Consider the following 19950-nt stretch of genomic DNA (forward strand, 5'->3'; position numbering starts at 1 on the left):
TATTTCTTCATTATATTATACCAGTATTATTTTTCATTTGTACTTCCAATTTCAATTAAGTTTCCTTCAGGATCTGCAACATAAAAATTTCGAATTCCAAAAGGATATGTTGTTGGTTCTCCAGCAGGAAAGGGAACATCTAATTTGGATAATCTTTCATATTCTATATCTACATCTTCATAAGTAGGTAACCAAAAGGCAATCTCAAAGGATTGATTTATTCCTTTTGAAGGAATGTAAGGCTCATTAAATGTCTTTACAAATTCTTTTCTACTATAAAGCCATAATGCAAGATATCCACTTGCCGTTTTTATCTCTGCAAAATCATCGCCAAGCCACTCTGCTTGAAACCCCAATGTTTCATTATAAAATTTTACCATTTTAACCATATCATCTGCTAATAAAGCTGTTCCTACTTTTACACAATCACCATTCATTGCTAATTACCTCCTAACATTACTCATATTATAAAGGAATATAATTTATCAAACAATATTAAAAACAGTCAATTTAAATGGATTGACTGTTAGAGTACATAATAAATAATTGAAGATATTACCATGTGTTTTGTTGGATTTGTCGAATTGCTTTTTGTCTATCTTGATAGATTAATTTTTGCATACTATCGTTGTATACCTTATCAAAAGTTTGTAAAGATTCAAGAATTTTATCAGTCAATTCAGGTTTGTTTTGAGCGATGATATAAGTATCTTTTATACATTGTCGTGATGTTATTGGTTTTTCATCTTCTATGTGTGTTAAGTATTCATCAATAACAAGATTGATCTTATTTTCATTATCCCATTTTGAATTGAAAGCAATTAAACGCAATCCTCTTGTTCTGATATAAGAATTTGAATTGCTCATCATAGCAACAAATTCATCGAAATATGCATATACTTCATCTGATTTGCTACTTATCTCTAAAAGTTCTTTTAAAGCTTTATAAGCAACTGTGTTATCTGAATTGGATAGTAATGAAATTTTTTCATCGAGATTCATATCGCACCTCCTAAATGTGAAGTTCTTGTTTAAACGGTTCTAATATGCAAGAAGTATTAATCTTTTTTATTCTTAAAAGCCAATCTTCCAGAAATAGCGCTCAGTATAATTAAACCAATACCTATGGTATCTACAAGCGAAAATGCTGTTTTATGTCTATTTCCAACTAAAAGTGAGCGTCCAAAAGTTCCACCATAATATAAATAAATAATATAACTACCATATGCTAGAAAAACAACAGAAATCGTTAATATGAGTATTTGATTAATGCGCTCACCTTTCGAATTGCGCCCAAATAAAGAGCTATACAATCCAGATATTCCTATCAATATTAGCATAAAAGCTACCATATAATGGCCCTCCTTTTAAATGTTTTTACGCTTACTATGAGTTTATTATAATCAATTGTATAAGAAATTGAAATATTTTCTATATTTTCTGCATATATTCGTGCATGCTTTGGGCAACTAATTTTGCTTGATTAACAGCTTCTACTACTGTTTTTGCACCATGTACAACATCACCAGCTGCAAAAATACCTGGGCGTGTTGTATTCCCGATAGAATCAGTTATCAGTAACCCTTTGTCAGATGAATTTAAACCCTCCGTTGTCGTAGTCAGTTTATCTTTTGGACCTTGACTTACGGAAATAATAATAGAATCTGCTTGTACATGAAGCTCGTTAGCATCTTCTTTAAAGATGATACCTGTGTCTGTGATTTTTACAGGTGTCATATGAAATCTGAAATCAGCTCCATCCAATTTTGCTTTTTGATATTCAATGGTGTTAGCTGAAATTTTATTGCTTCGTGCATAGAGTGTTACTTGTTTTGCACCATTTCTTAGTGCAGTACGGGCAACGTCCATCGCAGCATTTCCCATCCCAATAATAACTACATTATCTCCCAAATGGAAAGATTCAGGGCTGGCTAGATAATCAATTGCATAATGGACATGACCAAAGCTTTCACCTTCAATGCCAAGGCTATTAGCTCTCCATGTACCTGTTCCAGCAAAGATACTAAGATAACCATCACGGAATAAATCATCGATTTTCAAAGTTCCTCCAATGGTTACATTCAGCCGTATTTTTACACCGATATCTAATAATTTCTTATGGTATCTTTCCAATATACTTTTGGGTAAACGAAATTCTGGAATACCATATCTAAGAACTCCACCCAATTCACTTCTTGATTCAAAAATAGTAACATTATATCCAAGCTTAGCTAGAATTAAACTAATGGTAATACCAGCGGGCCCAGAACCAATGATTGCTACTTTCTTGTTATTTTGTTGTTCAATCGGAATGGTCATTTTATCAAAATATGTATCCGAGATATAATTCTCAATGGCACTAAATTGAATAGGAACCTGTTTTTTATTTAAGATACAGTTGCCTTCACATTGTTGTTCATGATTGCAAACAAGTGCACATATAATTGATAATGGATTGTTATTGAAAAGTAGTTCTCCAGCAGCATCTATTGAATCATTCTCTAGTAAATCAATAACCTGTGGAATGGGTGTACTGATGGGACATCCCTTTTGACAAAATGGTGCTTTGCAGCGCAGACACCGTTGTGTTTCTTGTAAAATATTAATCATTGTAGTCTCTCTTTCTCTTTCAAACAAAAATAAAAATTTATATATAGAATAAGAAAATAAAACCAAAGTTATTTCCTATTTATAATAAATTTATTAAACTGATTATAGCATGCATAAAAGCAATTACAATAGCAAATGTGAAAAAAACGCATTTTTTCACTAGTGAATTTTTTAGCTAGTCGTAATAGTAGATCTTCACATTAATAACAATAAAAAAATATCTAAAATTTTATTTATTGTAGGCAAAATAAAAGTAGATTTATAAATCTACTTTTTAAGTATAAAATCATTGAAATTTATGGGTTATTTCTACAATGTTTATTATTTAACAAAACTTATTAATCGAGGTTAGAACCATTCGACTCAATAACTTTTTTATACCAATGAAAACTTTTTTTCTTATATCGTTGAAATGTACCTTCTCCAAAATCATTAGCATCAACATATATAAATCCATATCGCTTTGACATTTCTGAAGTAGACATACTAATGATATCAATTGGTCCCCATACAGTATATCCAATTAAGTCCACACCATTTTTAATGGCAGCTCCCATCTCTTTAATGTGACTTTGTAAATAATTGATTCTTTCATTATCTTCAATTTCTTTATCTGACACTTGTTCTTCTTTTAGTCCAATTCCATTTTCGGCAATAAGTAATGGAATTTGGTATCTATCGTATAGTTTTTCTAATGTTATACGAAGTCCTATTGGGTCAATTTGCCAACCCCATTCGTTACTTTCTAAATATGGGTTTTTAACTCCATTTACTAAGTTGCCAGTAGTTAATTCAGTATTTTCATCAATATCATGCTTTGATAGTACACTCATATAATAACTGAATGAAATATAATCAACGGTATTGTTTTTTAATAGTTTTATATCCTCATCTTCATAAACAAGGTTAATTTTGTTTTCATTAAAGAATGCCTTCATATAACTTGGATAATATCCTCTTACCAATACATCAGAAAAGAATAAGTTTTTTTGATCATCCTTAACTGACTCTAAAACATCAAGAGGGTTACAGGTTGCAGGATATCCTTCTCTACGTGCTATCATACCTCCCATTTTGGAAGAGGGAGATATTTTTTTCATTACTTTTTTTGCTATAGCACTTGCGAGCAATAAATGATGTATTACTTGGAACCGATCATTTGTTTCATTATTGATAAAATCCTTCAAAACGGCACCACCGACATAAAAACTATGCTGAATAACATTTATTTCGTTAAATGCCATCCAATATTCGACATAATCTTTGAATTCGTGAATGACTGTTTCGCAGTATCGTTCAAAGAATGTTATCATTTTTCTATTAATCCATCCCCCATACTTAATAGCCAAATGTGCAGGGGTTTCATAATGTGAAAGTGTAACAATGGGCTTTATCTTATATTTTTTCATTGCTTCAAACACTTTTTTATAAAAATCAAGACCTTCTTGATTTGGCGTTTCTTCATCACCGTTAGGGAATATTCTAGACCAAGATATAGATAGTCTTAAAGCTTTAAATCCCATTTCTGCAAATAAAGCAATATCTTCTTCATATTTTTGATAGAAATGATTTCCCCATCTTTTTGGATAGTATCCATCTTTATCATCTAACCGTTGTTTCATTTCATCAATCGTTAATTCTGCAAATGCTTCATATTTAGAATAATTTTGATTTTGAGTGAATAATGCAGTATCTGCAATTGAAGCACCACGGCCCCCTTGCTTCCAAAATCCTTCTGATTGATTTGCGGCAATAGCTCCACCCCATAAAAAGTTATTAGGGAAAATATTTTCTTTAGTCATATATTTAAGTTACCTCCTTCTGTCATTTTTCATAATAAGTGAAGTTTATCGTTTAATCAATGAAATTCATGCCATGGTACAAATGTTGTAACCTAGATGAAGAAGGGTGCAAATGATGTCACACAGGAAGTATATAATAGCTGTATATTTGAATGTGTAAGTAAGCAAAATAAGAAACAAATAGGGAGGTTTATATTATGAATTTTGAACTTATATCAAAAGAATTGTTAGAGATTATTGATAGCAATAATATTAATAATGTCACTCATTGTGCTACTAGACTTAGAGTAAAAGTACAAAATATTGATAAAATCAATATAACAAAAATTGAAAAAGTAGAAGGCGTTTTAGGGGTTGTAAAGCAAGGGGATACTTTACAAATTATATTTGGCCCTAATGTAGAAAATGTACATAATTCATTTGCAAAATTATACGAATCAAAAAAGCAAAAAAGTGAAGAACTACAAGAACAAAATGATGAAAAAGGGAAAGAGAATTTATTTTCAAGAGCATTAAGTTTCTTAGCAGCAGCTTTTTTGCCAACAATGCCGATTGTTGTAGCAACAGGATTAATTTCAGCAATTTTAAACATTTTAGTTTTAACAATAGGTTTAAAGACGGATTCACCTACTTATGAATTAATAAGCGCAATTGCTAGTACAGGATTCTTTTTCCTACCTTTGTATGTAGGATATGGTTGTGCGAAACAACTGAATATCAATCCAGTATATGGGATATTTTTAGGGGCAGTGTTATTAAATCAAGGTATTAATGGTGTTGAGGGGCTTAATCTTTTTGGATTACCAGTTGTAACCACAACTTATTCATACACGGCGTTACCTGTGTTATTAGGAGTAATTATTATGGCGCAAACACATAAATTAATTTCTAATAAAATACCAAGTTATCTAAAAGATGTTTTAATTCCATTGATTGTAATTTGTGTAGGGGTTCTTGCTACCTTGTTGATTGTAGGTCCTCTTGGTGTGATTTTAGGAGAATGGATGACAGATGGCTTTGTATTTATTCACAATAAAATTGGATGTCTTGCGCTTGGAATCGTGGGTGCATTGTTTGGTTTCACTGTTTTAACAGGAACAAATAAGGCATTGGTCCCAATTATGGTTACATCACTTGCTACACAAGGGTATGATACATTCTTAATACCAGCAATGTTAGGGACAAACATTGCTATCGCAACAGCAACTCTAGCTGTGGCATATTTAGAAAAAGATCCAGTAAAAAAGGGAACTCAAATATCAGCTGGAGTTACAGGACTTATGGGAATTTCTGAGCCTTCTTTATTCGGTGTATTGCTAAATGATAAAAAAGCATTATATGGGTCGATGATTGGAGGAGCAGTCGGTGGTATTCTAGCAGGTATTACGAACTTAGCGCAAAATTCAATTGTTTCTGGGATTCCAGGATTGCCAACGATGGTAATTTCTGCTCCACCGTACAGCGGATTATCCAATATGTATAGTGGTATTGCTGTAATTGTAGTTGCTGGGATAGTCGGATTTGGAACTACAATATTTTTGAAAAAAAGAAGTTAAATATTAGCTTTAAATAAAAACGTCATTTTAAGAAATGACGTTTTTGTTTGATTGCTATCTTGTTTTTTTATATATTGAAGCATATTCATAATATAGGAAATCAAAGAATAAATTTGTTGCATATTTTCTATTAACAACTTCTTTTTTGATCGTTTCAGTAGAAATCTGATCGGTGAAATTATACAACATATTGTTTGTTAACCGAATTATATCCTTGAATACAGAGTGATTATATTGGGTGTTTAATGTTACTAAATAAACAGGACATTTTATTTCTTCTAATTCACTGACAATCGTATGTGCTAATACAGCACTTGATGAAGCGACAATCATAATATCATCATTTTGAATATTTATATCTTTGCTTTTTTCAAAGTTTATAATAATATCCCAAAAACAGTTAAATCGTAGAAATTGCATTTGCATATCTTCTACCATTCTTGTTGTCGAAGTAGATGTTAACCAATAAATATTCTTGGCATTGTGCATACCTTCAGCTAAGTTTTTTATTTTATCGAGAATCTGTGATGTATTTTTTTGGAAAAAAGATTGGATTTCGCTAATTTGAGTAATATGTTCATCAACATAATTATTGCGTTCTAATTCCTTTTCAAACATACTTATATCATACGGAATGGTAAACTCATTTTTAAAATCCAAAAAACTCTCATGATCCAATTTTTGAAAAAATCTGCGAACTGTCGCCCTTGAAACGTTACATTCTTCAGATACATCATAGATGTTAATACTTTTTATGTTATCAAATCTTTTGAGGAAATATTTTGATAATATTTTTTCTGTTGAATGTATGGGTGATTCATTATATAAGCGTAGTAATAGTAAAAATGTGCCATACCTTTCTTTTGACATATAGGTTCTCCTTCTACTTATAGTTGTTATTGATATAAAATTATTCTATCATCTTTTTATAGAATTAAAATGGAATTGCTATGATTCATTTTCAGAAAACAACAAAGATACTCTAATTCTTTTAGAACTATTTTAAAATACGAATAATATATTCAGATAGGTTGTTAGGGCTTGTATTTGTTAGTACCTCACCAAAATCCTTTGTATTTACAACGATTATCATAATTGTAACATCATAGCCTTTTTGTTTTATCTTATCAAACTCAACATCACATAACTTATCCCCTTTTATAATATGTTGTCCTTGCTCAACAAAGCAATCAAAATGTTCTCCATTTAAATTTACTGTATCAATTCCAATATGTATTAGTATTTCAGCACCTTCAACAGTTTTAATTCCAATTGCATGTTTGGTAGGAAAAACAGTACATACTTCACCTGAAACTGGAGAATATATACTATTGTTATCAGATGGAATTATACCAACTCCTTTTCCTAACATTTCTTTACTGAATACTTCATCCTTTACGTCTGATAATGGAATAATTGTACCTTCTGTGATGTTAAAAACATCGACTAAATTATTTTTTGCTCTTGCTTTAAATAGTTTCATAACTTATCTTACCTTTCTGTAATAGCTACTTATTATATTGAGTAGTTTGATAAAAATTATACAATCTTTTTATTATTCTTGTGTAACAAGATTTGCACCATTGAATTATTTGCTAGAAACTGCAATGTTGTTTTAAAAAAAAATGATTGGATAATAAATATTTTCTTTAAGCAGAAAAATTAAAAGTAATATTTCATGTTTATTTAGTATTATGAATGATTTTAAATTATGTTTAAAAGAATGAATTTTTGAAATGATAATGATATATATATATGTAAGAACCAGATTGACAATTGTCATATCTGTGCTATCATTTAATTAGATAAATAAAGCTAGATTGTAACTATACGATTTCGGTGTGTGGGCAAAACTGGTATGATCTTTTTGATTGTACCAGTTTTTTTATTTTCGCTTTGTATAGTTTTCTATTTTAGCTATCTAACCCAAAGGAGGTGGATGGGCAATATGTCGATATAAATGCTTATATACAAACAGTGAGGGAACGGAGGGCAAAAACTAAGTAGAATAGAATTTGATTTTTTTGTGTATTTAAGAATTCAGTAAATAGGCTGGAAAGGAGAAGTGCATATTGATTGTATCAATATGTTACAAATACAAAAATGAAAAGATATTTAATACGGTTTTTAGTTTTTGGTTTATCGATAGTATGTATATTTCAAAATATGATGGTTACAAGAATAGGTGCAGAAGAGAATAATGGAGCTGCAAATAACTTGGTAGTACAACCTAAAGATATTACATATGGAGAAAGTGTGCTTCATTTAAGTGATGAAGTATATTTAAAAGCAGATACAGCAGATGAAGATGCTGTACGCGAGCTTAAAGCATTTTTGGAGGGAAATGGAATATCAGTAATAGATACTGAAAAAGCTGATGCAACAACAATTTGGTTGGCAGAAAGTGATGATTCAGTATCAGGATTAGATGCTGTAAGAAATAATATGGGCTTACAAGATGCAACTGATTTAAAACAGGAAGGGTATGTTTTAGGGGTATCAAATGCACTTACAGCAAATGGTGACATTGTGATTATAGGAAAGGATGAAGACGGAACATTCTATGGTGTTCAAACATTGATTCAACTTGCTCAGGGAAAAGATATATCAGAAGTTGTAATTAGTGATGAACCAACGATGGCAAGTCGTGGTAGTATTGAAGGGTTTTATGCACATGTCAACAAGGGTGGAGCTGAATGGACATGGGAGCAAAGAAAAGATCAAGTCAGATTTTATGGAAAAACAAAAATGAATACCTACATCTTTGCACCGAAAGATGACCCATATCATAGGGCAAAATGGAGAGAAGATTATCCAGAAGCAGATATGAAACAGATAATTGAAACCGCAGCAATAGCGAAACAAAATAAAGTTGATTTTGTGTTCGCTCTTTCACCAGGTAATGATATTGCCTTAACGGGTGCAAATGCGGAAGCAGATTATCAAACGTTAGTAAAGAAATGTAATAAAATGTACGACGGTGGAGTTCGTAGTTTTGCAATTTTCTTTGATGATATAACATTGCGTACAGGAGCAGGAACTCAACAATCAGAATTTTTAAATAGATTTAATGAAGAGTTTGTAAAAGCGAAAGGTGATGTGACTCCTTTGGTTACTGTACCAACTCAATATGATACAAATGCAATGCGTGATGGTGATAACTTTAAAGAATATACAATTGCATTTTCTGAAAATATTGATGAGGATATCGTTGTATTATGGACAGGTCCATCAACTGTTCCTGATGGAATAAGTGTAAGTGATACAGAACTTATTAAAACTCTTTATGGGGATAGTTTAGGTATTTGGTGGAATTATCCATGTAATGACTATCAATTGGCAAAATTAGGATTAGGTCCAATTTATGGATTAGATAACGAGTTAGGCGACATGCTTGACTATTTTGTGATGAATCCAATGGGACATGCAGACTTATCAAAGATTACGTTAGCAACAGGTGCTGATTATGCTTGGAATACAAAGACATATGATGACAAACGATCATTTAATAATGCAATTAATTATTTATATGGAGATCTTGCACCATATATGTATACTTTTGCAAACCATTCAACGCGTTTAGCTGGAGCATCTTTCTCTTCAGGTAGAGAAGATGCACAAGAAATCAGAGATTTAATGGATGTTGTGATTGCGAAAGTAGGTTCAGATATTGATTTAACCAATGATGCAGATATTATCGCTTTAAGAGCTGAATTTGATAAGATGCAAACTTCTGCTGATGTGTTATTAGAAGCGTTTGATGCTGATCAACTTTCACATGCAAAACCATATTTAGAAAAATTAAAAGCATTAGGAAAGAATGGTGATTTAGCATTAGATCTATTAATCGCTAAGGTTACTTTAGATGATGCAAAAGTAAGTGAATTAACAACTACTTTAAATAAAAATCTTACAAGTTTAAAGAGTGGAAAGTTACTTTCAGAAAAGGTAGCATTAGAGTTTATTACAAAATCTATTGCATATAAAATAAATCCTACAGCAAATTTTGAATTATCAAAAACATTAGTAGTGCCTGGTGAAGAAATCACACTAATTAATACAAGTTCATCATCTTCGTTTGAATATGAGTGGGTGATGGAAGGCAGTAGTACAAAGATTTCTCATGAAAAGAATCCAACGATTTCTTATCGTAGTGAAGGTGTATATACAATCAAATTGAAAGCAATGAATAAATTTGGTGAAAATGAAATTGTGAAAGAAGACATTGTAGTTGTTACAAATGAAGCAAGTGAAGCATTTGAGAATATAGCACTTAACAAAACAGCAACTGCATCTGGTTATACAGCGACTGCAGAATCACCAGCGAAAGCAATTGATGGATTGACTTCTACAAAATGGTGTACAACAAACTGGGGTGCAAAATGGTTACAAGTTAATCTAGGACAACAAAGAACGATTGCAGGGTTTGAAATTTCGCATGCTTTGATTGGAGGAGAAGGTGCAGGACTAAATACAAAAGCATATCGAATTGGTGTAAGTAATGATGGTAAAAACTTTGAAGAAGTTGTAGTGGTGGTAAATAATGAAGCAGGAAAAACAAGTCATATGATTCCTGTAAGAAATGCACAATATGTAAGATTATATATTGATACACCAACCCAAGGAGCAGATAGTGCAGCACGTATTTATGAATTTGCTGTATATGGATATGAAAATCCAATTACTATGCCAGAAAAATATGATCCTCCTAGTCGCGATGAATTACATGCAATATTATCAGAAGCAGAAGATATGATTCTTGATGGTAAAGAGGAATTAAAAACAACATCAACATGGGCAGCATTTATGGATGCTTATGAAGCAGCTGAAAATATTGCTGATGATGCAACAAGCGAAGAAATAAGAGAAGCTACATTGGCATTAGAATTAGCAATCTTAGAATTGGAATCACGTGCAAGTACAAGCTCAATAGAAGTATTGACTAGTTTGGTAGAGACTTGTAAAGCGATGGAAGATGATTTCTCAGAAGCAGACTTTGCAGATATGAAAGCACTTATTGAAGAGGCAGAAACATTATTGGCAAAGGGTGGAGATGATATTTCGAAAGAAGAAGCATCAAAAGCGATAACAGATTTATTAGCAGAAAAGAAAGTATTGGATGATGTAAAAGCAGAAACAAATAGTTTATTAGATGCTTTAGAAATTCATATTGAAATAGCAAATGAACAACTAGAAGAAGATTTAAGTAATGTTCGACCAGGAAAAATAAAAGATTTACAAAAAGCGATCGAAGAAGGGCAAGCACTAGTAGATGCAAACAGCAAAGATAAAGCAGCGATTATTGCAGCAACAGACAAGATTGCGAATGCTATGAATGAACTATGGGAAATCGTTGATAAGAGCGAATTAGCAGCACTTGTTGTAATTGGTGAAAAATATGTAGAAGCAGACTACAGTGCAGAGAGCTGGGCGAAACTAGAAACAGCATTGGCAGCAGCGAAAACGGTAGTAGCGAATGATGATGCAACAGAAGCACAAGTAGCAAAAGCATACAAAGACTTGTTTGATGCAATTAATGGATTGGAAAGAAAGATCAATACAGAAGCATTAGAAAGAGAAATCGCAGCCGTTGAAAAGATCTTAGCAAACAAAACGAAGTATGTAGCATCATCAATCAAAGGATTACCAACCGCATTAGAAAGTGCTAAGAATGTATTAGCAAATGGAAAGACGCAAGCAGAGATTGATGCAGCAACAAAAGCACTAACAAAAGAGAAGTTAAAAGCAAGATTGAAAGCAGATACAAGTGCGTTATCTAAGATGGTTACAAAAGCGAACAACTTAGAAGTAAAAGGATATACAGCAAATAGTGTAAATACATTAAATGCAGCAATCAAGGAAGCACAAGCAGTCTTGAATAATGAAGAAGTAACACAAGATGAAGTGCAAGTAATGGAACGAAAACTTCAAGCAGCAATGAGTGGTTTGAAGAAAGTGAGTAGTCCAAGAAAGGCAGTAACTAGCAACAATGGAAAAGCATCAACATCAGCAAAAGGCGTAGCATCAGGAGATTCAACGGATGTAAATGGCTTGATGGGATTGCTAGCATTGGCAGGATTAGCAGTGTATGGAACATATAGAAGGAGGTATACAAGTAGATAAGCATTTATTTTGGGGGAAGGCTTTGTTTAGAATTGTGTATATGATTTGAAGTAGTTTATAGTCGCTGAAGTACTAAGTAGCTTTAGTTTTGGAAATATTTGTAATTTCATTCAGCGATTCATTTTAAAGAGGGTACGAAGTATATGAAGATATTTTGTTGAAAATGAAAACGAAAAGGAGAATTAAGCATGATAGAAAAATTAAGAAAAAGTTTAATCCTTTCAATTGTATTTGCATTCACACTAACGTTTGCTATTCCAGGATCTATGAGTGTAAATGCTGAAGGTGAAGGAGATCCTGCAACCGCAGCGATTTATCCAAAACCACAAGCAATGCAAAATCTTTCAGAGGAAGGTATGAAATTTGAAGGTAGTGTGAATTTGGTAATGCATGGTGAGCATCATGATGCTACACTTACAAAACTTATAGCATTACTTGATGCACATGCAATTGTATATACAGAAAGTGATGAGGTGAAAGCTGATCAGGCTAACATCTTGGTTTCAACGGATGCAGAGCACTGTGAAGAATGTAAAAAAGATTTGGATGCTGATGTAAGTGCATTAAGTGAAGAACAAGGATATATCTTAAAAGCAAGTAATGATACAAACACTAAAGGTGAAGTTGTAATCCTTGCAGCAGATAAAGATGGAGCGTTTAATGGAGTGGCAACTTTAACTCAAATGGTTGAACAAGCTACAAGTGATGGTAGATTTGTAGAAACACTTATTTCAGATTATCCTGATATTAAATTAAGAGGATATGTAGAAGGATTCTATGGATTCCCATGGACGTTTGAAGAACGTGCATCAATGCTAGAAGGTGTTGGTAAATTTAAGATGAATACTTATATTTATGCACCAAAAGATGATCCATATCATAAAGATAATTGGCGCGTATTATATCCAGAGGAAAAAGCAGCAGAATTAAAAGAATTAGCAAGAATTGCTAAGGAAAATAATGTAAGTTTCTGTTGGAGTGTTCATCCAGGAACAGGTTTCAATTATAATACAGATGCTGACTATAATACTTTAATTGCCAAATTTGAACAATTGTATGATTTAGGTGTGCGTCAGTTTGGTATTTCTTATGATGATTTATCAGGTTCACCAAGTGGAACAAATCATGCAAATATTATTAATCGAGTAAATGATGAGTGGGTAAAAGCTAAAGGTGATGTAAAACCTATTATTACAGTGCCAACACGTTATTGTAATGGATGGGGAGTAAGTGTGTCATCATATTTAACACCATTTATGAAAGCATTGGAAAATACAGATGTAGTAGTAATGTGGACTGGAAATAGTACAATGTCATCTATTAAGAAAACGTATTTTGAGTGGCCAAAAACACAAACGAAAACAACGAAAGATGTTGCAGCTTGGTGGAATTATCCAGTAAATGATTACAAGGATAGTAATTTAAATATGGCACCACTTGAAACAGTAGATACAGACGTAGATAATTTATCAGGTTTCTTTATTAATCCAATGCCTCAAGCAGAAGCTAGTAAGGTAGCGATTTATAGTGGAGCTGATTATTCTTGGAATGTAAATGATTTTGACTACATGGGAAGTTGGAAACGTGCTGTTTCAGAATTAACTCCAGATGTAGCAGAATCATTTGAAAGATTTGCTGATAATACATCATATTTGAATGATGGGGTTGTCTTTGATGAATCAAGATACTTAATTGATAAAGTTGCAGCTTATAATAAAGCATTTGAAACAGGTGAAAATCTTGAAGCTATGGTAGCTGATATGAAAATAGAGTTCCAAACATTAGAGGCTGATGTTGCGAAGATTAAAGCAATGAGTAATCAATCAATGTTGAAAGAAATCACACCACATTTAACTGCTTATGATCTTGTTGTACAAGCAGGACTTCACAGTGTAAACGCACTTGAAGCAGCACAACAAGGAAAGATTAAAGAGTGTTTAGATTCACTTGCATTATCAAAAGCAAAACTTGCTGAAGCGCAAAAAGTTACGATTACTAGTTTGGAAACAACAGGTGAAAAAGAAAATGTTGTAAACGTTTGTGAAAAACGAATCAAACCGCTTATTACAAATGCGAATAGTGCAGCAGATAAAGTTCTTATGAAATCTATATTTGTTGAAAAAGCTCCAGAAGCAATTGGTACAAGTGAATTAGTAGAAGTTGCAGAAGTTGTTGCAGCAGATGGTAAATATAGTTTGAATGGTGTAAATATTCTTAGTGATGGACAAGAAATTGGAGTTGCATTAGGAACACTCACAAATATTTATCAAGTAGAGATATTAGGAACAAATCTTGAAGCTTTAAAAGTAGAATATTCAATCAATGGATATGATTGGGTAGAAGCAGAAACAATAGTAGATAGTGGTAAAGCAATTAGCAAGGTTGCAGGTACAATCGCATATGTTCGTGCAACAAGTAAAGGTGAAGTAGGAATTGATGCATTCACATTAACAACATTAAAGAAAGTATCTTCTGCAACCGTTACTACGAATATGAGTACATATGGTGCAAATAATATTAAATATGCGATGGATGGATCTATGGATACAAAATTCTATTCAAGTTCAGGTTCATCAAATGGAAGTTATGTAAGATTACAACTAAGTGAACCAACAGAAATTTATGATGTTGCAATTCACTTTGCAGGAAACCCTAAAGGAATGTCAGAAGGGGTTGATGGCTTCCAAGAAACAGCATTAGAATATTCAGATAATGGAACGTCATGGACACGGGTTGGAACAGTGCCAGTAAATCAATATGTTGAATGGAAAAATGGTGCTAATGTTGTATGTACAGCCAACTTTAATGCAGGTGGTGTAAAAGCAAAATACATTCGTTTTGTTTCTACCAAAACACATGGTAATTGGGTGCAAGTGTATGAAGTTGACATTAATACAGGAGCATCAGGAGATCTTGATTTAGTAAAAACAGATTTAACGACTGGAACAGCAAGTAATTTATATGATAAGAGTCTTACAACGTATTATGAACCAACTGTAAAAGCTGGGGATAGTGTTGAATATGCAATGACAACAGTTACGAATGTAAAAGATTTGATTATTCTTCAAGATGAAGAGAAAATTTCCAACGCTAAAGTAGAAGTGGAGATAATAGGTAAATCTTCAAGTGATACAACATGGCAAGAAGTAGGAACATTAGATGAAAGTTTAAAAACACTAAGTGTTAATGCAAATATTTTAAATGTTCGATTAACATTTACAGATCAACAACCTAAAATTGCTGAAATAATTGTTACGGAAAGACGTGTAACACCATTGAGTCAAGTGTTAGAAGAAGCAGAGGCAATTATTGAATCAGATCGTCAAGATACAACAACGACTTCTTCATGGAAAACATTTATAGATGCATATGAAGTAGCTAAGAATTTACCTTCAGATGCTTCAGAATACGATGTTAAGGAAGCTACTCTTTTATTAGAATTGGCAATGTTGAGGTTAGAAACACGTGCAAGTGGATATACGGTTGATGCATTAGCAACATTAGTAGAAACTTGTAAAGCAATGGAAGATGATTTCACAGAAGCAGATTTTGCCGATATGAAAGTACTTATTGAAGAAACTGAAACACTGTTAGCAAGAGGTAAAGAAGATATTTCAGTGAAACAAGTATCAAAAGCAATGAGTGACTTATTTGCAGAAAAGAAAGTATTAGATGACGCTAAGGCAAAAACAAATGCATTACTTAAAGATTTAGAATTCCATGTAGAAATGGCGAAAGATACATTAGCTGAAGATTTGAGTAATGTTCGTCCAGGTAAAGTGAAAGAACTAGAAAAAGCAGTTGCAGATGGACAAGCGTTATTAGATGCAAATAGCAAAGATAAAGCAGCAATTATTGCAGCAACTGATAAGATTGCGGATGCAATGAGCAAACTATGGGAAATTCTAGATAAGAGTGAATTAGCAGCACTTGTTGCAATTGCTGAAAAATATGAAGAAGCAGATTACAGCGCAGAGAGCTGGGAAAAACTAGAAACAGCATTAGCAGCAGCGAAAACGGTAGTAGCTGATGATGATGCAACAGAAACACAAGTGGCAAAAGCATACAAAGACTTGTTTGATGCAATCAATGGATTAGAAAGAAAGATCAATACGGAAGCATTAGAAAGAGAAATTGCAGCTGTTGAAAAGATCTTAGCAAACAAAACGAAGTATGTAGCATCATCAATCAAAGGATTACCAACAGCATTAGAAAGTGCTAAGAATGTATTAGCAAATGGTAAAACGCAAGCCGAGATTGATGCAGCAACAAAAGCATTAACAAAAGAGAAGTTAAAAGCAAGATTGAAAGCAGATACAAGTGCGTTATCTAAGATGGTTACAAAAGCAAACAACTTAGAAGTAAAAGGATATACAGCAGACAGTGTAAAAGCGTTGAATGCAGCAATCAAAGAAGCACAAGCAGTCATTAAGAATGAAGAAGTAAGTGAAGCGGAAGTGAAAGCAGCAGAAGCGAAGTTACAAAAAGCGATGAAAAACTTAAAGAAAGTAAATAGTCCAAGCAAAGCACCAAGTAGTAAAGATGGAGGTAGAAAAGCATCGACATCAGCGAAAGGAGTAGCATCAGGAGATACAACAGATATAAATAGTCTAGTTGGTTTGATGGCATTGGCAGGACTTGCGATGTATGGAACAAGCAGAAGAAAAAAATACATTCGAAAATAGATAAGAAAAAGCTAACTTTACTAAAGTAGAGTTAGCTTTTTTTATGTAATCTTTTATTTGTAATTAATCACAAATAAAATGATTGATTAATTCAGCCATTTTTTCAGCGTTTGTTAAAATGGATGGATGTGCACCAGTTTCGAAAATATGAATTGAACAGTTGTTCATTTCTGAAGCAATAGTATTATATTCATCATGAATAGAGTTCATTGTCAAATTATCTTTTTCTGTCCCTGTGAGAAGTACAGGGGTTGTTAATTCTTTAAATGGTTTAGGAAATAATTCTTTTTTCTGTTTAGCTAAGGCTATTAAAGAAGTGGTATCTTTTTGTACGATGTCTTTCCAATCTTCGCCTTGCCACCATTTATAAAGTTGAGATATGTTTGGATCAATTATTGATTTTGAGCGTTCAATTGAAAGTCCTTTTTCAAATCCTTCACCAAGTGTTCGTCCATCAAAACTGTCGGCTACAACTTTGTTGACTAAATCAGGTCTTTCAAACGCAACATATAAACAAACATAAGCTCCACCACTAGTGCCTACTAAGTTTATCTTTTTATAATTTAGATGTTCTATGAGGGCAATTGTTTGCTTTGCTTCATCTTTCCACAATTCCACTGGGAATGCATCTAAGCGATCTGATTTTCCATGTCCTAAAAAATCAATAAGAATAAGTTTAAAAGAACTATCATATAATGGAATAAGATGTTCAAACATTTTTCCTGAAGCGGTATTTCCGTGTAAAAAGATAACAGGGATACCATCACCATGTTCTTCATAGTAAATTTTTTTATTATCATAATTAAAATATGCCATAATTTACCTCCTATTTTTTAATTATTTAAAAATTAGTAAGGTATATTGTGTGTAATTACCTTACCGAAAGTAAGGTTGTGTCCAGATTCCCATAAGTGAAAACCTCCTGTTTATATTTTAATTATAACACAAAACTAATTAAACAAAGATTTAGCAAATAAAAATGAAGGTAGAATGTTTATTCGCCTTCATTTTTATTTATGCGTTTATTTCTTTTTCGAAATCATTAATTATTTTTTCTAACACATCAGCACTTAAACCCACTGTATTTTGACACTTTACTTCTTTGTTGTAATGAATAGGTTTTACTTTTGAACAAAGTCTTGATCCGAGCTCTTTTTGAAATGCTAAAACAAGCTTTTGTGTGATGGAACGAATTTGTTCTTGGTTATCGTGTGCTTTTCTTTCTACATATTTACATGAGACAACACAGGCAGATCCTGAGAGTGCGCCACAGACATCACCGATTTGAAATCCTCCTCCAAATGCAGCTGTCATTCGCATATCATGTTCATGTAATCCAAGATTATAATATTCATTACCTGCGCGAATCATGGCTTCTGCACAATTATAGCCTTGTAGATAATATTTTTCAGCAACTTCTCTTAACATAGTATAGTCTCCTTTATCTATCACTCGAATTCTATCACAATCAATCAAAACCGTCCATATGTTTTACGATAATGTAGTTTTGTTCTATCAATAATTACTAACTTTTCTTCTTAATAATTCGCAGATGAATTCAGCGAAATAGAGTAAATTGTGTTAATATAAATAGAGTGAGGTGGCGGATATATGAAAAAAGGATATTTAATTATAAGTTTATTAATAATAACAACGTTAATAGGCTGTAGTGAAAAGGCAGAGAAAAAAGAAGTAAAGATAGGAACTTGGGATATTAATGATTTAAAGGAAGTATCTGAAATCATGGAAAAAGAAGATAGTTCACCATTAGAAGTGAATGAAATAAATGTGATTGAAGATAAGTTAATAAATAAAGAAGTAGTACGTGTACAGGATAACAGGAAGTATGGTTTATTTACCCTTGATGGTGAAGAAATTGTAAAACCCAAATATGGTGAATTATCATCGTTCAATAATGCTGGTTATAGCGTAGCAGAGATAGAAGATTATGAAAAAGGTGATAAATATTTCTTAGTAGATAAGAATGGTAAAAAATCTTTAAAAAATAAATATGATTATTTAGAAGCAATAGGAAGTAATGTTGAGTTTTTATATGCGGTTAAAGATGGAAAATGTGGTGTGATTGATTATCAAGGAAATGTTAAAATTCCTTTTGCATTTGATGCAAAACCAACATATTATGAAGAAGTTGAAGAATGGGAAGAATTGCCACCAGAAGAGGAGTGGGTTGTAAAGTTCTATGATATTCCTATTGAAGTAAGTCCTAAGGGGTTTATTGTAGAAGTAGATGGAAAATATGGAATGATTGATTATCAAGGGAAAGAGTTATATCCTCTTGAATATTCTTATATACAATATAGTTATGACGATCAAAAGTATTATATGCATCATAAAGAAAAACAAACTTTCCAAGAATTGGACGATGAGTTAAATACAGACACCACTTTCACAATTGATGGAAAATACAAATTCATTTCAAAAAATGAAAATAGTTATATGTTTCAAGAAAAAGAAGGTGGATCTTACTATGGTGTTTTAGATGCGAAGGGAAAGGTTATCGCTGACTTTAAATATTCTAATATAAAGGCATATGAAGATGGTTATGTATGCACCTACACAGAAGATAATAAAACATATTTTACGGTTTTTAATAAAGATATGAAAGAAGATTTTTCTTATCAAGGATATATGGTTAGTGAATTTGCATATGCGAAAAAAGAAGGTGTAACAATTGTGAATACTTCACAGAATACAAGCGTAAATGCTGAGGTAGTCAATTGGAAAGGGAAACTTATTTTCCCTCGAAAAGAAAAAACGTATGAAGTAACCATTGGTGCAGGATATATTTATGTAAATTATAATCATCATGATTATGAAGGAAAAGATGATTTTGAAATTTATACATATGATGGAGAATTAGTATATGCTTTAAAAGGGGATGTGCAAAACAATCAAATGTCTGAAGCAGAAGCAAATAATTTAGTTCAAAGGATATTGTCATATATGTCGAAACATGGATATTATCCTTATGAAAAAGAAACAGTTACCTATGTAGACGACTATAAAATAGTGCAAGAAGAGGGTGGGAAAGCAAATACCCATTACTATCAATATACAATTTATAATAAAAATACAGATAAAGAAATTTTACGTTTGCCAAAAGGATATTTGGTAAAATAAATTATGATTTCAATATTATATCTTTAGGGTATA

13 protein-coding genes are annotated in these 19950 nt (G+C 32.2%); 4 read left to right on the plus strand and 9 right to left on the minus strand.

Annotated features, from left to right (window positions below):
* Positions 1-26: 26 nt before the first annotated feature.
* The 5 genes from M2475_RS01650 to M2475_RS01670 form a co-directional block, all read right to left on the minus strand.
* On the minus strand, positions 27-437 hold the full coding sequence (locus tag M2475_RS01650) for a VOC family protein (RefSeq protein ID WP_277489177.1): 411 nt from the start codon (positions 435-437) through the stop codon (positions 27-29).
* A 118-nt stretch (positions 438-555) separates the two neighbouring features.
* A complete protein-coding gene (locus M2475_RS01655) occupies positions 556-1002 on the minus strand; it encodes a hypothetical protein (RefSeq protein ID WP_277489178.1) in 447 nt (148 codons plus the stop codon).
* Positions 1003-1058: 56 nt separating this feature from the next.
* Positions 1059-1352 (minus strand): hypothetical protein, encoded by a 294-nt coding sequence (locus M2475_RS01660; protein WP_277489179.1) that lies wholly within the window; start codon positions 1350-1352, stop codon positions 1059-1061.
* Between the two features lie 79 nt (positions 1353-1431).
* Complete coding sequence (locus M2475_RS01665; protein WP_277489180.1) at positions 1432-2610, minus strand: NAD(P)-dependent oxidoreductase; 1179 nt, start codon at positions 2608-2610, stop codon at positions 1432-1434.
* A 338-nt stretch (positions 2611-2948) separates the two neighbouring features.
* Positions 2949-4412, minus strand: coding sequence for a family 1 glycosylhydrolase (locus M2475_RS01670; RefSeq protein ID WP_277489181.1), 1464 nt, complete (start codon positions 4410-4412; stop codon positions 2949-2951).
* A gap of 197 nt (positions 4413-4609) precedes the next feature.
* Between M2475_RS01670 and M2475_RS01675 the strand changes: the two genes are divergently transcribed.
* Positions 4610-5968, plus strand: coding sequence for a PTS transporter subunit EIIC (locus M2475_RS01675; protein WP_277489182.1), 1359 nt, complete (start codon positions 4610-4612; stop codon positions 5966-5968).
* 54 nt (positions 5969-6022) lie between these two features.
* Here the strand turns inward: M2475_RS01675 and M2475_RS01680 are convergent, their stop codons facing one another.
* A complete protein-coding gene (locus tag M2475_RS01680; RefSeq protein WP_277489183.1) occupies positions 6023-6838 on the minus strand; it encodes a hypothetical protein in 816 nt (271 codons plus the stop codon).
* A 127-nt stretch (positions 6839-6965) separates the two neighbouring features.
* The gene (locus M2475_RS01685) at positions 6966-7451 is read right to left on the minus strand and encodes a PTS glucose transporter subunit IIA (protein ID WP_277489184.1); all 486 of its coding nucleotides are present in this window, start codon (positions 7449-7451) and stop codon (positions 6966-6968) included.
* A gap of 593 nt (positions 7452-8044) precedes the next feature.
* Between M2475_RS01685 and M2475_RS01690 the strand changes: the two genes are divergently transcribed.
* On the plus strand, positions 8045-12091 hold the full coding sequence (locus tag M2475_RS01690; protein WP_277489185.1) for a beta-N-acetylglucosaminidase domain-containing protein: 4047 nt from the start codon (positions 8045-8047) through the stop codon (positions 12089-12091).
* A gap of 188 nt (positions 12092-12279) precedes the next feature.
* The gene (locus M2475_RS01695; RefSeq protein ID WP_277489188.1) at positions 12280-16776 is read left to right on the plus strand and encodes a beta-N-acetylglucosaminidase domain-containing protein; all 4497 of its coding nucleotides are present in this window, start codon (positions 12280-12282) and stop codon (positions 16774-16776) included.
* A 63-nt stretch (positions 16777-16839) separates the two neighbouring features.
* On the opposite strand, the gene M2475_RS01700 is transcribed toward M2475_RS01695, so the two are convergent.
* Both M2475_RS01700 and M2475_RS01705 read right to left on the minus strand, forming a co-directional pair.
* The gene (locus tag M2475_RS01700) at positions 16840-17592 is read right to left on the minus strand and encodes an alpha/beta hydrolase (protein ID WP_277489189.1); all 753 of its coding nucleotides are present in this window, start codon (positions 17590-17592) and stop codon (positions 16840-16842) included.
* 198 nt (positions 17593-17790) lie between these two features.
* Entirely contained in the window at positions 17791-18204 is a 414-nt protein-coding gene (locus M2475_RS01705) for a C-GCAxxG-C-C family (seleno)protein (protein ID WP_277489190.1), read from the minus strand.
* Positions 18205-18387: 183 nt separating this feature from the next.
* Here M2475_RS01705 and M2475_RS01710 point away from each other — a divergent pair, with 183 nt between their 5' ends.
* On the plus strand, positions 18388-19917 hold the full coding sequence (locus M2475_RS01710; RefSeq protein WP_277489191.1) for a WG repeat-containing protein: 1530 nt from the start codon (positions 18388-18390) through the stop codon (positions 19915-19917).
* The last annotated feature ends 33 nt before the right edge of the window (positions 19918-19950 follow it).

Source organism: Breznakia sp. PF5-3, from assembly GCF_029504745.1.
Taxonomy (GTDB): domain Bacteria; phylum Bacillota_I; class Bacilli_A; order Erysipelotrichales; family Erysipelotrichaceae; genus Breznakia.

Coding starts and splice junctions, on each gene's coding strand:
- M2475_RS01670 (WP_277489181.1), bottom strand. CDS start 4,412: ATGACTAAAGAAAATATTTTCCCTAATAACTTTTTATGGGGTGGAGCT.
- M2475_RS01660 (WP_277489179.1), bottom strand. CDS start 1,352: ATGGTAGCTTTTATGCTAATATTGATAGGAATATCTGGATTGTATAGC.
- M2475_RS01655 (WP_277489178.1), bottom strand. CDS start 1,002: ATGAATCTCGATGAAAAAATTTCATTACTATCCAATTCAGATAACACA.
- M2475_RS01700 (WP_277489189.1), bottom strand. CDS start 17,592: ATGGCATATTTTAATTATGATAATAAAAAAATTTACTATGAAGAACAT.
- M2475_RS01710 (WP_277489191.1), top strand. CDS start 18,388: ATGAAAAAAGGATATTTAATTATAAGTTTATTAATAATAACAACGTTA.
- M2475_RS01650 (WP_277489177.1), bottom strand. CDS start 437: ATGAATGGTGATTGTGTAAAAGTAGGAACAGCTTTATTAGCAGATGAT.
- M2475_RS01695 (WP_277489188.1), top strand. CDS start 12,280: ATGATAGAAAAATTAAGAAAAAGTTTAATCCTTTCAATTGTATTTGCA.
- M2475_RS01675 (WP_277489182.1), top strand. CDS start 4,610: ATGAATTTTGAACTTATATCAAAAGAATTGTTAGAGATTATTGATAGC.
- M2475_RS01680 (WP_277489183.1), bottom strand. CDS start 6,838: ATGTCAAAAGAAAGGTATGGCACATTTTTACTATTACTACGCTTATAT.
- M2475_RS01705 (WP_277489190.1), bottom strand. CDS start 18,204: ATGTTAAGAGAAGTTGCTGAAAAATATTATCTACAAGGCTATAATTGT.
- M2475_RS01665 (WP_277489180.1), bottom strand. CDS start 2,610: ATGATTAATATTTTACAAGAAACACAACGGTGTCTGCGCTGCAAAGCA.
- M2475_RS01685 (WP_277489184.1), bottom strand. CDS start 7,451: ATGAAACTATTTAAAGCAAGAGCAAAAAATAATTTAGTCGATGTTTTT.